Source organism: uncultured Roseobacter sp. (assembly GCF_947499265.1).
GTDB lineage: Bacteria > Pseudomonadota > Alphaproteobacteria > Rhodobacterales > Rhodobacteraceae > Roseobacter.
Genome location: NZ_CANMNK010000004.1, coordinates 466,876 through 481,620 on the forward strand (window position 1 = coordinate 466,876; position 14,745 = coordinate 481,620).

Annotated in this window: 15 protein-coding genes; 7 read left to right on the plus strand and 8 right to left on the minus strand. The window is 59.6% G+C overall.

The window, feature by feature from the left end; translation table 11 throughout:
• Positions 1 to 32: 32 nt before the first annotated feature.
• Positions 33 to 662: an HD domain-containing protein gene (locus Q1A63_RS13350; protein WP_298972377.1), complete on the minus strand. Its 630-nt coding sequence runs from the start codon at positions 660 to 662 to the stop codon at positions 33 to 35.
• A complete protein-coding gene (locus tag Q1A63_RS13355) occupies positions 659 to 1,537 on the minus strand; it encodes a phytanoyl-CoA dioxygenase family protein (RefSeq protein WP_298972378.1) in 879 nt (292 codons plus the stop codon). The genes Q1A63_RS13350 and Q1A63_RS13355 overlap by 4 nt, the downstream gene beginning before the upstream one ends.
• A gap of 126 nt (positions 1,538 to 1,663) precedes the next feature.
• On the opposite strand from Q1A63_RS13355, the gene Q1A63_RS13360 reads away from it, so the two are divergent.
• The 5 genes from Q1A63_RS13360 to Q1A63_RS13380 all read left to right on the plus strand — a co-directional run bounded on the left by Q1A63_RS13360 (position 1,664) and on the right by Q1A63_RS13380 (position 7,156).
• Positions 1,664 to 1,981, plus strand: coding sequence for an ArsR family transcriptional regulator (locus Q1A63_RS13360; protein WP_299632024.1), 318 nt, complete (start codon positions 1,664 to 1,666; stop codon positions 1,979 to 1,981).
• Positions 1,974 to 2,540 (plus strand): flavodoxin family protein, encoded by a 567-nt coding sequence (locus tag Q1A63_RS13365; RefSeq protein WP_298972381.1) that lies wholly within the window; start codon positions 1,974 to 1,976, stop codon positions 2,538 to 2,540. The genes Q1A63_RS13360 and Q1A63_RS13365 overlap by 8 nt, the downstream gene beginning before the upstream one ends.
• Positions 2,541 to 2,677: 137 nt before the next feature.
• Entirely contained in the window at positions 2,678 to 4,975 is a 2,298-nt protein-coding gene (locus Q1A63_RS13370) for a xanthine dehydrogenase family protein molybdopterin-binding subunit (protein WP_298972383.1), read from the plus strand.
• A 16-nt stretch (positions 4,976 to 4,991) separates the two neighbouring features.
• Entirely contained in the window at positions 4,992 to 6,032 is a 1,041-nt protein-coding gene (locus tag Q1A63_RS13375) for a DUF2235 domain-containing protein (protein WP_298972623.1), read from the plus strand.
• A gap of 83 nt (positions 6,033 to 6,115) precedes the next feature.
• The gene (locus tag Q1A63_RS13380) at positions 6,116 to 7,156 is read left to right on the plus strand and encodes an alpha/beta fold hydrolase (RefSeq protein ID WP_298972385.1); all 1,041 of its coding nucleotides are present in this window, start codon (positions 6,116 to 6,118) and stop codon (positions 7,154 to 7,156) included.
• A 596-nt stretch (positions 7,157 to 7,752) separates the two neighbouring features.
• Here Q1A63_RS13380 and Q1A63_RS13385 read toward each other — a convergent pair.
• Both Q1A63_RS13385 and metF read right to left on the minus strand, forming a co-directional pair.
• Positions 7,753 to 8,232: a PaaI family thioesterase gene (locus tag Q1A63_RS13385; protein ID WP_298972387.1), complete on the minus strand. Its 480-nt coding sequence runs from the start codon at positions 8,230 to 8,232 to the stop codon at positions 7,753 to 7,755.
• A gap of 61 nt (positions 8,233 to 8,293) precedes the next feature.
• The gene (gene metF / locus Q1A63_RS13390) at positions 8,294 to 9,163 is read right to left on the minus strand and encodes a methylenetetrahydrofolate reductase [NAD(P)H] (RefSeq protein ID WP_298972390.1); all 870 of its coding nucleotides are present in this window, start codon (positions 9,161 to 9,163) and stop codon (positions 8,294 to 8,296) included.
• Between the two features lie 89 nt (positions 9,164 to 9,252).
• Here metF and Q1A63_RS13395 point away from each other — a divergent pair, with 89 nt between their 5' ends.
• Both Q1A63_RS13395 and Q1A63_RS13400 read left to right on the plus strand, forming a co-directional pair.
• Complete coding sequence (locus Q1A63_RS13395; protein WP_298972393.1) at positions 9,253 to 10,158, plus strand: LysR family transcriptional regulator; 906 nt, start codon at positions 9,253 to 9,255, stop codon at positions 10,156 to 10,158.
• Between the two features lie 148 nt (positions 10,159 to 10,306).
• The gene (locus Q1A63_RS13400; protein ID WP_298972399.1) at positions 10,307 to 11,473 is read left to right on the plus strand and encodes a DUF3095 domain-containing protein; all 1,167 of its coding nucleotides are present in this window, start codon (positions 10,307 to 10,309) and stop codon (positions 11,471 to 11,473) included.
• A 30-nt stretch (positions 11,474 to 11,503) separates the two neighbouring features.
• Here Q1A63_RS13400 and Q1A63_RS13405 read toward each other — a convergent pair whose 3' ends face one another.
• The 4 genes from Q1A63_RS13405 to ccmI form a co-directional block, all read right to left on the minus strand.
• Positions 11,504 to 12,586, minus strand: a complete 1,083-nt coding sequence (locus Q1A63_RS13405) for a hypothetical protein (RefSeq protein WP_298972401.1) — start codon at positions 12,584 to 12,586, stop codon at positions 11,504 to 11,506.
• Between the two features lie 158 nt (positions 12,587 to 12,744).
• On the minus strand, positions 12,745 to 12,975 hold the full coding sequence (locus tag Q1A63_RS13410) for a DUF1289 domain-containing protein (protein ID WP_298972402.1): 231 nt from the start codon (positions 12,973 to 12,975) through the stop codon (positions 12,745 to 12,747).
• Between the two features lie 3 nt (positions 12,976 to 12,978).
• Positions 12,979 to 13,467 carry a Holliday junction resolvase RuvX gene (gene ruvX, locus Q1A63_RS13415; RefSeq protein ID WP_298972404.1) on the minus strand — a complete coding sequence of 163 codons (489 nt, stop codon included), beginning with the start codon at positions 13,465 to 13,467 and terminating at the stop codon, positions 12,979 to 12,981.
• Positions 13,464 to 14,696, minus strand: coding sequence for a c-type cytochrome biogenesis protein CcmI (gene ccmI / locus Q1A63_RS13420; RefSeq protein ID WP_298972406.1), 1,233 nt, complete (start codon positions 14,694 to 14,696; stop codon positions 13,464 to 13,466). Before ccmI ends, ruvX begins: the two co-directional genes overlap by 4 nt.
• Positions 14,697 to 14,745 lie beyond the last annotated feature (49 nt).

Sequence of the window (14,745 nt, forward strand, 5' to 3'; positions counted from 1 at the left end):
CCAAGCCCTAGACATTTCCAGGCCCCGGTGCATCAGCGCCGGGGTTTTTTCGTTTCTGACTGAAGCGGTTCCCGGTGACCGGGGCGGATGACATCCGGATCATAGGGCGGGCGCGCAAACACCTCTTCGACCATGGGTGCGAAGTGGGCGAGCGGCAGGGTCTCATAATCGGGGTCAAAGCTGGCCTGATCCCAGCGTTCGCAGAATGCCGCACAGTCATCGAAATAGATATGTCCTGCAAACCGGTCGCGTTTGTGGGGGTCGGCACCGACATGGTGGCCGTAATAGATCATTTGAAAATCACCATGTGTCTGCACGCACCAGCTGCATTGCTCGCGCACAAAAGGGCGCAGGATGGTCGCTGCGTATTCGTCGTGATTGTAGGGTGCATAGATGTCGCCGATGTCATGCAAAAGCGCGGACACAACCCAATCGATGTCGGCGCCGTCGCGAAAGGCCCGCGTGGCCGATTGCAGCGAATGCCCGAGCCGCGTGACCTGATAGCCAGACAGGCTCTCGTCAAGCTCGACCAGCGCTTTCAGTAACCGCCCGGCGGTGCCTTTGGTGTATGCGATCTCATGGTTTGTGAGAAATGCGTAATCCTCGGCCGTGCCGTCCTTCATCGCGGTGAAACTTACGTATTTCCGGTCCTGATCCGTCATGCGTAGAGCCCTTTTTTGGCTTTTGTCCCGGCCATCATCACCTTTGCCTGCGCGGTCCGCATGTCCTCATAGAGCGCCAGCGCCTCGGGGGCAAAAAGTGTCGAGGGCGGATCGAAATGCGTGAAGTTGCCAGCCGCATCCTCACCCCGCGCCACCATCGCATAGTCGACGTCACCGATGAGTTGTTTCACATCCGGCGTGCAGTACCGGATCACGGCTGCGATGCGGCGGTCATCCGTTGTGTTGGGGCCGGAGCCATGGATCGTCAACCCGTGGTGCAGGGAGATCTGGCCAGGATGGATTTCGATGGGCACCTTATCCGCGTCGGCCACATCCACCTTGATCTCCTGTCCGCGGCTGAGCAGGTTGTCCTCTGCAAAGGTGTCTTCATGTGGCAGGATCGGGTTTTTGTGCGATCCTTTGACAAAATCCATGCAGCCCGACGCGGGCGTGGCCGGGGAGAGCGACAGCCACGCGGTGACCAGCCCGTCGACAGCACCCAGGCCCCAATAGGTCAGGTCCTGATGCATCGAGACCTTGTGCCGGGTATTGGGTTCCTTGATGAAGAATTCTACCGCATAGATCATGATGTCCGGGCCCAGGATGCCCTCGACCACGTCCAGAATGCGCGGGTCGGCGCCGATCCTGTAGGCCATCGGCATGACGCAATGCGCGTTGACGCGCTTGTAGGTGTTGAGCGGCAAGGGCAGGTCCGCATCCTGCCAATGGTCTTCGATCTCTTCGAGCTCTGCGCGCAACTTCTGCGCTTCTTCGCCGGGCATGATGGGGATCGGGAAAAGATACCCATCCTCCCAATAGGATTTTATCTGCGCATCGCTCAGGCGATCGTTGGTGAGGGGTAGCGGCGTTGGCATGATCACCTCCGTTTTGAGAACGATGATTCCGCATCAATGCTGTGGCTGCTGTCTTGTTTGCGACCCAAAACCGGGTCGCACTTAGGGTTCATTGACATTAATAGATATATTGCTAATTATCAATTTATGAACGATGAAACCTATACTGCTTTGGCCAATGCCCACCGCCGTCAGCTTTTGTATTGGATGAAAGAGCCCAGAAAGCACTTTCCGCCCTGCCTGCCGGAGCACCGCGATCTGCCCGGCGTTTGCGCCAGCTATATATTTGCCAAATCCGAGCTTTCACAGCCAACGGTCTCGCAATACCTGCATATGTTGGAGCGGGTCGGATTGGTCAAACGCGCGCGCCATGGTCGCTGGACGTTTTTCTCGCGACATGAGGAGGGCATTGCGCAGGCGCAGGCAGGCATCATCGCGATGCTGGAGGGGCGGGCGGATGGCTAAAATTCTGGTGCTCTATGAGAGCAACAATCGTGGGTACACCGCCGAGATGGCGGAGCTTGTCCGCGCCGGCGCCGAGACTGTCGCGGGTGTCGAGATGCGATGTCTGAGCATCCTGCAGGCCAGCAAGGCCGATCTGCTCTGGGCGGATGGGATCGCCGTTGGATCGCCAACCAATCTTGGCGGAATTTCCTGGCGCATGAAGCAATGGTGGGATGAGCTGAGCTTTGATGTGTGGGGCGCGTTGGACGGCAAGATCGGCTGCGCTTTTTCGTCGTCCGGCGCCTGGGGCGGTGGGGGCGAGCACACCTGTCAGGCCTTGACCACGCTGCTGATGAACTTCGGGGTGCTGGTGTTTGGCGTTACGGACTACGTCGGGCGCAAAATGGCACCACATTACGGGGCGGTGGTCGCGGGCAGCCCGCGCAGCGCAGCAGAACAGGAAATGTGCCGCAGGTTGGGCCGCCGTCTTGCTGAGTGGTGTGCGGTCTTTGTCGATCAGCGCGCGGAGTTGCACCCCGCCGAGGCAAGCTATGCGCGCGGTATCCAGCACGCGCCATAACGTGCAACCGGGCCTGCAAATTGCGCCATCTGCGCAATCGGATGCCCTTGTTCAGAAACAACAATAGCGGCGACTGGACAAGCGCCCAAGGACCGCTAGTGTCCGCAGTATCGCGCAGCGCTTGAAGGAGCCTCCCCATGGAAAAATTTGGTAAGTCACAACCGGTCAAACGGGTTGAAGATCTTCGGTTTCTGACCGGCCATGGGCGCTATGTGGACGATATCGCGCCGCAAAATGCGCTGCGGGCGTTTGTTTTTCGCGCCCCGGTTGCCCATGCCGAGATCACCGAGCTTGATGTTTCGGACGCGCTTGATGCGGCCGGTGTCCATGCCGTGCTGACGGTCGAGGATCTCGAAGCGGCCGGGATGAACCTCAACATGTATGCAGCGACGGTGAAAAATCGCGACGGGTCGCCGGGCGCCAACCCGGACCGTCCGCTACTGGCCAAGCGCAAGATGCGGTTTGTGGGCGAGCCGGTGGCATTCATCGTCGCCGACACGCTGGATCAGGCGCGCGATGCTGCTGAACTGATCGTGCTGGAATACGAGGACCTGCCCGCGAAAATGGATCTCGCCACCGGGGGCGCACCGGTGCATGACGATGTGCCGGACAACCGGGGTTTCGACTGGGGCATGGGGGATGAGGCCGCAACCGAGACCGCGTTCAAATCGGCGGCGCGCACGGTCAGTTTGGAGGTTGGTGACAACCGTATCCTTGTCAGCTCGCTTGAACCACGCGGCTGCTATGCAGAATGGGACGGTGACCGGGTGCACGTGTCGTTGGGCGGGCAGGGCGTCTGGGCGCACAAAGACGCCATTGCAACCGCGCTGGGGCTCGACAAGGAAAACGTGCGCGTCACCAATCCGGATGTTGGCGGTGGGTTCGGGATGAAGGGATTTCCCTACCCCGAATACTCGCTGGCAGCCCATGCCGCACGTGTCACAGGGCACCCGGTGCGCTGGATGTCAGACCGCACGGAGGCGATGCTGACCGATAACGCGGGTCGGGACCTCACGTCGCTGGCTGAGCTTGCCTTTGATGACACCAACAAGATCACGGCCTACCGGGTGCATACGCGCTGCAACCTCGGCGCCTACAACAGCCATTTCGGGCAGTTTATCCAAAGCCAGCTTTTCAGCCGCGTCCTGATGGGCGTCTACGATGTGCAAAACACCTATCTGCGGGTCGAAGGCTTCTATACCAACACCACCTATGTGGATGCCTACCGTGGCGCCGGACGGCCCGAGGCCATCTATGTGCTGGAACGGCTGATGGACCGGGCTGCGCGCGAATTGGGTGTTGACCCAACCGAATTGCGCCGACGGAACTTTATCAAGGCTGATCAGTTTCCCTATAAGACCTCGACCGGGGAAACCTATGACGTTGGTGACTTCGACAAACTGTTGAGCAGAACGCTACAAGAGGCTGATTTTGCAGGATTTGAACACCGTAAACAGTCTAATGCCAACAAAGGCCTGCTCCGCGGCGTCGGCTTGTGTTACTATATCGAAAGTATTTTGGGTGATCCTTCGGAAGGCGCGAAGGTGACGTTTAATGAGGATGGTACGGTGACGATCTACGTGGGCACGCAATCCACAGGACAAGGGCACGAGACGGTGTTTGCCACCTTCCTGTCCGATCAGACCGGTATTCCCGCAGATAAAATCATCGTTGTACAAGGGGACAGCGACCTCATCGCGCAGGGTGGCGGCACCGGCGGATCGCGCTCTGTGACGGTTCAGAACAACGCAACGCTGGCAACCGTTTCGCAGATGACCGAGAGCTTTACCGCTTTTCTGGCGGATGAAATGGGCGTGCCCGCTTCCGAGATCAGCTTTGATGACGAGCGCTTTCGCGCGGATGGATCTAACCTCACGCCGACGATGCTGGAGGTTGCGGAGATGGCCCGCGCCAAGGGGCGCGACGACCTTTTGGTCCATGAGGCGCGCGTCACCCTGCCTGCCCGCAGCTTTCCAAACGGGTGTCATGTTTCAGAAGTTGTGGTGGACCCCGATACCGGCGTCGTGACCGTCGAGCGCTACACCGTCGTTGATGATTTTGGCAATCTTATCAATCCGATGCTGGCCGAAGGTCAGGTGCATGGCGGCGTGGCTCAGGGTATCGGACAAGCGCTGACAGAGCATGTTGTCTTCGATGAAGACGGTCAATTGCTCACGGCATCGTTCATGGACTACGCCTTGCCGCGTGCCGACGATGTGCCCACTATTAGTTTTACATCGGAGCCGGTGCCATCCACCGCCAACATCATGGGGATGAAGGGCTGTGGCGAGGCTGGCACGGTGGGCGCATTGGCCGCTGTGGCAAACGCGGTTCAGGATGCGCTTTGGGAGCGGGGGGTGCGTCAGGCCGATATGCCATTCACCCCGCATAAAGTTTGGGAGCTGTTGAACAGTGAGGTCCTCGCGGCGGAATAACAGATGGCTCGGCTGGCTGCGCAGCAGGTTCTGGCGCCGGCCCGATAGCGATTTTGGCCCAAGACGGGGCCCTGTTGTTCACGTGGTGATCCTTGATGGCACCATGTCGTCGCTGGAACCGGGGTGCGAAACAAACGCCGGGCGCGCCTATCATATCTGCCGCGAAATGGGCAGCCCGCTCTCGATCTACTATGAGCCGGGGCTGCAATGGAACAACTGGCGCTCGGCCATGGATGTGATGCTGGGGCGCGGCATCAACCGGCAAATCCGGCGCGCCTATGGCTATCTGGCATCGCGGTATCGGCCGGGTGACAAGATTTTCCTGATGGGATATTCGCGCGGCGCTTATGCGGTGCGTAGTCTTGCGGGTGTGATCGACCAAATGGGGTTGCTGCGCGCCGAAGACGCGACCGAGCGTAACATCCGCGACGTCTACCGCCACTACGAGTGCAATCCTGAAAGCGCTTGCGCCCGGCAGTTTGCCACGGCGCATTGTCTGCCGGATGTGGAAATCGAAATGATCGGTGTGTGGGACACCGTGAAATCGCTTGGCTTTAATGCACCGATCCTGTGGCGGTTGAGCGAAAAGAAACACGCGTTTCACACCACGCACCTCAGCCACAATGTCAAAGCCGGGTTTCAGGCTTTGGCGCTGGATGAAACACGGGTTGCCTATGCACCCGTGCTTTGGAGCTCGCCCGAGGGGTTCCAGGGCCGGGTGGAGCAGGTGTGGTTTGCAGGCACCCATGGCGATGTGGGTGGGCAGTTGGGCGGGTTTGAGGCTGCACGCTACCTGTCCAATATACCGCTGGTCTGGATGCTGGAACGGGCGCAGATGAACGGGCTGCCCCTGCCCGACGGATGGGCGGGTCGCCTGCGGCAGGACGCGACCGCACCGATGCTTGGTACCTTCAGGGGCAATGGCAAGTGGTTCATCACACGGCGGGCGCGTAAAATCATGCAGGATCCCTCCGAGCGCATCCATGACAGCGTCGCCCTGCGAGAAGCCGCCAAGCCAGCCCCCAAAAGCTGGATAAGTTTCGGAAAAACAGTGTAATTCCGATTTCCCTCCCCATCTCTCTTCAAGAACAAGTGGCGTGCCTTTGCGGTATCGCAGGCACGCTCTGAAAAGCGAAATCGATGGGGCGTGACAATGAAAGCGGCAAGCGCGTGAAGAAACCGATATGGTGGGGCGCAATAGCCGCCACGGTGATCATTTCAGTGATGGTTCTCCAGGGGCTGGATGCGATGCGGTCCTTTGAACTGCCAAAGACTGCGCGTTTGTCCGACCACGAAATTCTTGTGCAGGGCGACCGCCTGGCAGGCACATTGGCATTGCCCGCGGATCAGGAGAACCCGGCCGTTGTCGTGATCGTGCACGGCGATGGCCCCCAAAACCGATGGTCTGATGCCACCTATCTGCCGTTGATCAACGCCTTGCTCGATGCTGGCATCGGGGTGTTTTCCTGGGATAAACCGGGCGTGGGGGAGAGTACCGGGGATCGGCTGACCCACTCTATGGCGGATCGTACGCGAGAAGCGGTGGCGGTCTATGATTACCTGCGGGAGACAGCCGGCATTTCCGGAAACAAGCTGGGGTTTCTCGGGTTCTCGCAAGCGGGCTGGGTGGTGCCGCAGGCGACACTCGACACCGAAGCCGCATATGCTGTGCTGATTGGCCCCGCGATCAACTGGCGCAGTCAAGGCGCCTATTACACATCCAGACGCCTGGAACAGAAGGGCATCGCGCCGGATGAAATCGCGCAAGCGGTTGCGCGCAACCTGTCTGAGAACGATGTATTGTTCGGAGCCGGCGGCGATTGTGCCAGGCGCGAGGACATGACCGCGGCCCGCTGCGGTTTTGTGAAACGGAATTACCGCGCGGACGCGACGGTGCCGGTCCTGGCGATGACCACACCTGCACTGGTGTTGATCGGCGCGGAAGATTTGAATGTTGATCCGGCGGAAACGGCCACGACCTATGCCGAGAACGCCTTACATGACGTTCGGATCATACCTGAGGCCACGCACAGCTTGCTGCGCGCGGAGCACTACAACTTTCAGACGCCTGCGGATTGGACAGCGGTGGCCGGGTTTCGATTCATGATGTCGGGGGCAGGCGCTTATGCGCCCGGGGTGTTGGATCAGATCACCCAGTGGATTGATGAAAAGACACGCTGAACTGACTGGGTTCGGCGGGACGCAACCCAATCACGGCGGTGCAATTTGGAGCACATCAACGCCCGCGCCCTCCGCTGCTAATTAGAACTATGACCCGAAAAGACCCGGGCAGGGATGCCCGGGCCAGGCCCCGTTAGAACGGGAACCGATGTAATATAGGAGGCGGGTGCTCCGGCTCGGGCAGGAGCCCCACGTCCTTGCGAAGATGGGCCGGTAGTTGCGCCCGACCGCGCGGTATCGAAGCCCGACGCTTGGTCGATATCAGGACCGCCACCAGCCGCAACAAGAGCCCGCGCGAGCGGTTAAACGGGATGTATATTGATAAGTTTGGCATATTTACTCTCCATGGATGATGGAAAGCCGCCACATGAGGGGGAACAAATAAAAAAAGGCCGCATCATGAGGCGGCCTTCGGATTGGAAACCTGTCAGACCGCTCTAGCTGGTTACAACGCCCGCTACAGATAGCATTTGGATCCAACGATTCTTCATGACTGACCTTTCTGGTGTCAGGGTTTCCGTCCGCGCTCGATAACAGGCGCGCGCGCGTTTTTCAACTCCCTGTATCCGTATCGGTACAAATTTGCCGCTCATGCGCTAGGCGATTTTCATGATGATGCAGGTGGTGGAACCGGTTGCGTATAATTTGCCGTCTTCAAGCCCGCGGATTTCACCATGTGCGACGCCGGTGGAGCGGCCTGAATGATCAACTTCGCCAATGCAATCGATGGTCGTGCCGAGGGGGATGTTGCGCAGAATGTTGATCTTGAATTCCAGCGTTGTGTAGATCGATCCGCGTGGTACCCGGGTCATCACCGCGCAGGCCATCGCGGAATCCAACAACGTGCCGTACCAGCCCCCATGCACGGTGCCCATGGGGTTTGTCACATTGAATTCGGGCGTGCCGCGAAAGACAGCGCGCCCATCGCTGACATCTTGCAGCGTGTATCCCATGGTTTCACCGATGGGCGGACCCGGATTGCGGCCCTCAAGGATGCCTTGCATGAACTCCAGGCCAGACATCGAAAGAATGTCGGATTGGGACAACAAATCGGCGGGTGATTTGGCGATGGGCATGGGGCACTCCGAGGGATTAGTCCCCTCAAAGGTATGCAGTTTCGCGTTTCGCTCTCAAGGGTTACGCGACGTCTCTTACGCCGGTAATGGCCTGTGTGACGCCCAGGGCGTGGCAGATCTGGCGCGTCATCTCAGGCCGGTTGAGCGTATAGAAATGCAGCGCGTCAACACCTTCGTCCACCAGGGTTGAGCAAAGCTCGGTACAGATCGCGGTCGACAGCAGATCATGCCGATCATCGCGGATCGCAGTGTCGAAAGCCTGATCCAGCCAGGCGGGTACCGATGCCCCACAGCGCAGCGCAAATTTCCGGGCACTTGTCCAATTGATGATGGGCAGAATACCGGGGGTGATCGGGGCGGTGATGCCCGCCTTGGCGCAATCATCGCGGAAGCGCAGGAAGGTCTCCGCTTCAAAGAAGAACTGCGTAATGGCCTCATCCGCGCCTGCGTCGATCTTGGCCTTCAGCCAGTCAATATTGGCTTTTTGGCTGGCAGCTTCGGGGTGTTTTTCGGGATAGGCGCCAACGCGCAACGTGAACTGCCCGGACTGCGCCAAAGCTTCGATCAATTCGCAGGAATTGGCAAAGCCATCGGGATGCGGTGTGAAGCTGTCCTGATCCTCAGGCGCATCGCCGCGCAGTGCCACGATATCGGTGACGCCCGCCTTGGCAAAGCGCTGCGCGATGGCGAGGGTTTCCGTTTTGGACGCGCCGACGCAGGTCAGATGTGCGGCCACCGGAAGCCCAGAGGATTTGTGCAGCGTGTAGGCCGCATCATGGGTCAGATCACGTGTGCTGCCGCCCGCACCATAGGTCACCGAAAAAAACCGTGGCTCCAGCGGTGCCAGCGCCTGTGCGGTCTCCCAAAGCTTGAACGAGGCATCAATCGAGCGGGGGGGAAAGACTTCGAACGAAACGGATGGCGTGGGCATCGGGCGCGGTTCCTCATGATTTGACACCTTGTGCCATATCTGGCTTCGTGAGACAAATTCATAACTCTCATCTTTAATATGAGGACAATATGCATATTGAGTTTCGTCACCTGCGGACCATTCAGGCCATTCACGAGGCGGGTGGCCTGGCGCGTGCCGCGGATCAGCTGCATATTACGCAGTCCGCTTTAAGCCATCAAATCAAAGGGTTGGAAGATCAGGCGGGGGTTGAGCTATTTGTGCGCCGGTCCAAACCTCTCAAACTCTCACCCGCGGGCCTGCGCCTGTTGAAGCTGGCGCATCAGGTGCTGCCGCAAATTCAGGCCTTGCAGGAAGAATTCACCGGGTTGCGTGAAGGCAGCACGGGGCGGATGCATATCGCCATCGAATGCCACGCCTGTTTCGAGTGGCTGTTCCCGGTGCTTGAGCAGTTTCGCAAAAGCTGGGGCGATGTTGATGTGGACATCCGGCCCGGGCTGGCCTTTGACGCGCTGCCAGCTTTGCTCAAGGAAGAGGTCGATCTGGTGGTTTCCTCTGATCCCGAAGATCTGCCGGGTGTGAAATTCGTGGAGCTCTTTGATTATGCACCGGTTTTCGTTGCGGCAAGTACCCACCCGCTTGCGGATAAGCGCTTTGTCGAGGCTGCTGATTTTCGGGGTGAAACGCTGATCACCTATCCGGTGGAACGCACCCGTCTTGATGTCTTCAGCCAGTTGTTGATCCCGGCAAAAGTGGAACCTGCCGCCATTCGGCAGGTGGAACTTACCGCGGTGATCCTGCTTTTGGTGGCGTCGAACCGGGGGGTGTCGGTTCTGCCGGATTGGGTGGTGCGCGAGGTGAAGTATTCATCTGACTATGTCACCCGTCCGCTGACCAAGGATGGTATCACCCGCAGGCTCTATGCCGCCGTGCGGACCGACGACCTGGAAAAACCGTTCATGCAGCAGCTTTTGCATCTTGCGGGTGAAGAGGCACGCAAGCTACAGGCGCAATAGCGTCGCATACCGCGCTCAAGTGGCCTCGTAGGATAGGGGGCCCAGTCTCTGATCCGCGACACTTTGGCCTGCGACCGTTTTGTGGTAAATCATCCGCATAGGTGCTTGCAGGGTACCGGAAATCTCCCCGTGTGGGAAATGTGGGTGCATGGGTAAAGCGGGCGCAACAGACAGTTTCTACACCGATCTTCCAAAGATTTCGGCCTTCGACAGCCTGTGTGATGCGGGTTGCTTTACGCCGCTGCCTGATGACTGGTTGATCGGCGTTTCCGACGTGGTCAATTCAACGGTCGAAGTAGCCAACGGGCGGTACAAGACCGTCAATATGGTCGGAGCGGCGGTGATTTCGGCACAAATCAATGCCTCTGACAAGACAGCCTTCCCATTTGTTTTTGGCGGCGATGGCGCCACCTTCGCGATTTGGCCGGAACAGGCGGAAGCCGCGGAAAAAGCGCTGCGTGCAGTACAATGCTGGGCGCAGGAAGAGTTCCAGATCGGGCTGCGCGCGGGTTTGGTGCCGGTGCGCGACATCGTGGCGGCGGGATTGCAGATCGGGGTTGCACGCTACCGGGCGTCCGAAGGTGCCGACTACGCAATGTTCAATGGGGGTGGCGTATCCTGGGCAGAAAACGCCTTGAAATCAGGGGTATATGGCTTTAACCCAGCGCCTTCCGGGACAGTCCCTGACCTGACCGGGCTTTCTTGCCGCTGGACGCCGACCTCATCCAGAAACGGCACGATCCTCTCGCTGGTTCTGCAACCGGTTGGCGGTGTGGATGACGCGCAATTCACCAAGGTAGCGGGCGACGTCATTCAACTGGCGAAAGGGCTGGAGCGTGGCGGGCATCCGGTCCCGGTGGAGGGGCCGGAAACGCAATGGCCGCCCCCCGGCGTCCTGCTGGAGGCGCATGCCAGCAAAGGCACAGGATCGCTGGGCGCGACCCGACGCAAGATCCTGTTTGAGACGCTGATCGCCTGGTTTCTCTTTCGCACCGGGTGGACAATCGGCGGCTTCAACGCGCGGCATTATGCGCGCATTACCGGTCGCAATTCGGATTTCCGAAAATACGACGATGGTTTGAAAATGACCCTTGATTGTGACGCAGCTACGCTCGCGCAGATCAAATCCCTGCTTGCCGATGCTCAGGCGAAAGGTGCGGTGGACTACGGTCTTTTTGAGCAGGATCAGGCGATGATGACCTGCATCGTGCCCTCAATCCTGACCGATGATCACATTCACTTCATTGATGGCGCGTCAGGGGGCTATACGCAGGCCGCCACGATGATCAAGGCGCGTAAGAAACAGGCTGTTTGACGAGCTTGCATCCCGCGACAGACCCAGGGGTCACTGCAGGCTGCGGATGAACCGGTTGCCGAGGCGGATCAGTTCATCCACAGGATTTTGCGAACTGCGTCGGCTGGTTCTTCTGTCTGAGGTGCCATCAAGCCAGACTTCGATGCGTCCCGGCGCGCCATGCCCGCTCTGACTGAAATCGCGCGCCTCAATCTGCAGATCATCCGCCAGCGTTGATGCGATGGCAGCGTCGGTCACATCGTAAAACCGGACATGGGGTGCCGAAATCGTCAGCCTGACGCGCTGAACATCGGCGATTTGAAACCCGCCGGTGTTCAATTGCGATTTGTTCTGATCGAGCGCTGCGGTTGTCACGCTGTCGGGCGCGTAGACATGAATTTTGGGTAAAGAGGCGTCAAGCGCGGTCGGCTGGGTGAAAGGTCGCTCAACCGGTCTCTTTTCGGGGGCGATGGCGAGGACCGGTGCGGATGCCTCTGTCGGTTTTACTGCATCATCTGGTGCCGAACTTGCGTCGAGCGCGGCTTGTTGATCCCCGGACACATCAGCTTCAAGGTCAGAGACCTTAATGGGCTGTGCTTGCTCTTGGATAACATTCTGCGCGGTATCGGCTGTCTCTGGGCGGGAAAGGCCGTCCAACCCGATGGCTGTGCTAAATCCGAAGGACAGGCCAAACCCCAGGGCCGCGCAACATGCCACAGCGATCAGGGCATTGCGGCTCAAAGCCTGCTTGGCCTGCTTCGCCGCACTCGTGAACAGGGCTGAAAAATCTTGTTTGGGTGCTGTCTCCGATGGCGGTCGAATAGCCCGCAAGACCGGAGGCTTCGAAGAGCGCTTGGGCGTTTCAGGTCTCTGTACGGCGGCGAGGTCGGAGCGTACCGCGCGCGCGGATGCTTTGTTCAGAGGGTTTGATTTTGGCGTGGATTTTACCGCGTCACTTGCTTCGGTGGCGGGCGTCTTGGCCTGCTTGTTTTTCTCCGCCAGGATTTTCTCGCGCTTTGCCCGTGCGGCCAGCACACGCTGCTCCCAGTCTGCTGAGTGCAACTGTTCCGCTGCGTGCGAGACCTTGGTCGCCTGCGACGCCCCTATTTCCTCACTCGTTTTTTTGCCCGGCATCCGTCAAAGCCTCGGTTTTTGCGTCTGCATCAAACTTCATGACAGACATTATCACAATTCTACCCTGACGGGACCAAACGTCAAAAATGGGTCTCCTTTTGCGCTGGTCTTTGAGCAGCTTATTGCTGGTGGCGGCGTGTTGACACAGAACCTCGCGATCAGCGGGCGAGACGCGCGGCGCGGCCACCGCGACGCTTGGTGATCTGGCCACTGCGCAGGGGCAGGGCCTCCATCACTGTGCGTCGTGCTTCGGGGGTCATGCGGGACCATTGCGTGATTTCGTCGATCGACCGCAGGCAGCCGGTGCACAGCCGCGCCTCGGGATGGATCACACAGACCTTGATACAGGGGCTTTCCACCTCGTCGCGGCGCCAGATGTCGTCTGTCATGCTTTACCCTTCTGATGCCGCGCGAATGACCCGAATGCGGTCCAGCGCTCCCTGCAAGATATATCCTGCCGCCACGTGATCAATAACTTCGGCGCGACGTTTTCGCGACGTATCCGCCTCCAGCAAGGCACGTTCGGCGGCGACGGTCGACAGGCGCTCGTCCCAGAACGTGATCGGAATGTCCAAACCGTCGACCTTTTCCAGGTTGCGCGCAAAGGCGCGTGTGGATTGGCAGCGTGGCCCCTCGGAGCCATCCATATTGCGCGGCAGACCCAGCACAAGCCCCCCGATCCGCCGCTCGGCCACGATTTCGGCCAGACGGGCAGCGTCGAGCGTGAATTTGCGGCGTTTGATTGTTTCGAGCGGCGTTGCGACAGATAAAAACGTGTCTGACACGGCGACGCCAAGGGTCACGGTGCCCAGATCAAGACCTGCGATGCTTTGCAAGGGGGGCAGGGCTTGAGCAAACGCGCCGACCTCATCGAAGATCATTCAGCCACCTGGGCGCGCTGGCCTGCGCGCAACAGCAAATCCAGCGCGCGGGTATCATCGGCAAAGACCTCGATGGCGTTCTCATAGACCGCGCGGGCCTGCGCGGTGCGCCCCAGCACGCCAAGCGCACCGATCAACTGCGCCCATTCGTCCACGGTGCCGCCCTCGCTGGCCAGCCGTTCTGACAGACCCCCCACCATGCTCTGGATCATCTCCATCCGTTCCGCCGGGGTCAGATCACCTGCGGCTTCGATATCCGCCGAACTCGGCCCGCGGCCGGTGCCGATCTGGGGGATCTGGTAGGTGACGCCAGCGCGAAAGGCCATGTCTTCGATCTGCGCGAGAATGGGGGTGATCCAGGGCGCGGTTTCGGGGCCTTCGCGCAGCAGGGCATCCCACATGCGAAAGGCTGTGTCGGGGCGACCGGTCTGGGCCATCATCAGCCCCATGTAATAGCGCGCGGTGCCATTGGTCTGGTCAAAGCTGAGCGCTGTGCGCAGGGCGGCTTCGGCCTCGGGCGACACGTATCCTCCGGCTGCCAGCACCAGCATATCCGCATAATCGATGAAATCAGTGGCGTCCGCCGTGTCCCCTTTGAGCCGCAGAACCTGACTTTGCGCCCGGGCTGCAGCGCGGAAATTGCCAAGATTGGCTTCGTTCTGGGCCAAGAGGATATTGCCCTGCAGATCATCGGGACGCCGAGCGACCGTGTCGCGTAGTTGCTCGACAAGGGCCACATAGTCGGGGCTGGCGTTTTCAGGTGTGCCCACCTCGGGCAGGCTGGCCTCTGCGGCCTCCTGGCTGGGGCGTTCAGTTCGCGCGCTCTCTGCCATTTCGATACGGTCAGCCAGCGCCAGATCACCATAGCCCGGCGCGCCCAATTGCAGATAAAGCGCAAAGCTGCCGCCGATCAGAACCAGGGCCAGCATGCCAGCCACGAACTTTGGTGCGCCCTTACCCGCATCTGCTGTGATCTGATCTGACTGCATGGCGGCGTCGGCGGCAAGAATGCGGCGTGACACTTCCGCACGGATGCGTTCGGCGTCTGCGGCGCTGACCACACCGCGCGCCAGATCCTTGTCCACCTCGCGCAGCTGATCGCGATAGACCCGCAGGTCGTAGGCCGCGGCAGGTTCTGTTGCCCCTTGCCGTGGCGCGCGCAAGCCCAAAGCGAGCAGTGCCGCAACGGTAAGTGCCAACACACCAGCGACAATCCAGAAAAAGGTCATGTTCAAACGCTCCTTGAACGCCTGATGTAGCGATCAATGTGCCCGCGCA

Excerpts from the sequence above, each read along its gene's own strand:
- Q1A63_RS13400 (WP_298972399.1), top strand. The coding sequence starts at position 10,307 with ATGGGTAAAGCGGGCGCAACAGACAGTTTCTACACCGATCTTCCAAAG.
- Q1A63_RS13360 (WP_299632024.1), top strand. The coding sequence starts at position 1,664 with ATGAACGATGAAACCTATACTGCTTTGGCCAATGCCCACCGCCGTCAG.
- Q1A63_RS13405 (WP_298972401.1), bottom strand. The coding sequence starts at position 12,586 with ATGCCGGGCAAAAAAACGAGTGAGGAAATAGGGGCGTCGCAGGCGACC.
- Q1A63_RS13365 (WP_298972381.1), top strand. The coding sequence starts at position 1,974 with ATGGCTAAAATTCTGGTGCTCTATGAGAGCAACAATCGTGGGTACACC.
- Q1A63_RS13380 (WP_298972385.1), top strand. The coding sequence starts at position 6,116 with ATGGGGCGTGACAATGAAAGCGGCAAGCGCGTGAAGAAACCGATATGG.
- Q1A63_RS13355 (WP_298972378.1), bottom strand. The coding sequence starts at position 1,537 with ATGCCAACGCCGCTACCCCTCACCAACGATCGCCTGAGCGATGCGCAG.
- Q1A63_RS13350 (WP_298972377.1), bottom strand. The coding sequence starts at position 662 with ATGACGGATCAGGACCGGAAATACGTAAGTTTCACCGCGATGAAGGAC.
- Q1A63_RS13385 (WP_298972387.1), bottom strand. The coding sequence starts at position 8,232 with ATGCCCATCGCCAAATCACCCGCCGATTTGTTGTCCCAATCCGACATT.
- Q1A63_RS13370 (WP_298972383.1), top strand. The coding sequence starts at position 2,678 with ATGGAAAAATTTGGTAAGTCACAACCGGTCAAACGGGTTGAAGATCTT.
- ruvX (WP_298972404.1), bottom strand. The coding sequence starts at position 13,467 with ATGATCTTCGATGAGGTCGGCGCGTTTGCTCAAGCCCTGCCCCCCTTG.
- Q1A63_RS13410 (WP_298972402.1), bottom strand. The coding sequence starts at position 12,975 with ATGACAGACGACATCTGGCGCCGCGACGAGGTGGAAAGCCCCTGTATC.
- Q1A63_RS13395 (WP_298972393.1), top strand. The coding sequence starts at position 9,253 with ATGCATATTGAGTTTCGTCACCTGCGGACCATTCAGGCCATTCACGAG.
- ccmI (WP_298972406.1), bottom strand. The coding sequence starts at position 14,696 with ATGACCTTTTTCTGGATTGTCGCTGGTGTGTTGGCACTTACCGTTGCG.
- metF (WP_298972390.1), bottom strand. The coding sequence starts at position 9,163 with ATGCCCACGCCATCCGTTTCGTTCGAAGTCTTTCCCCCCCGCTCGATT.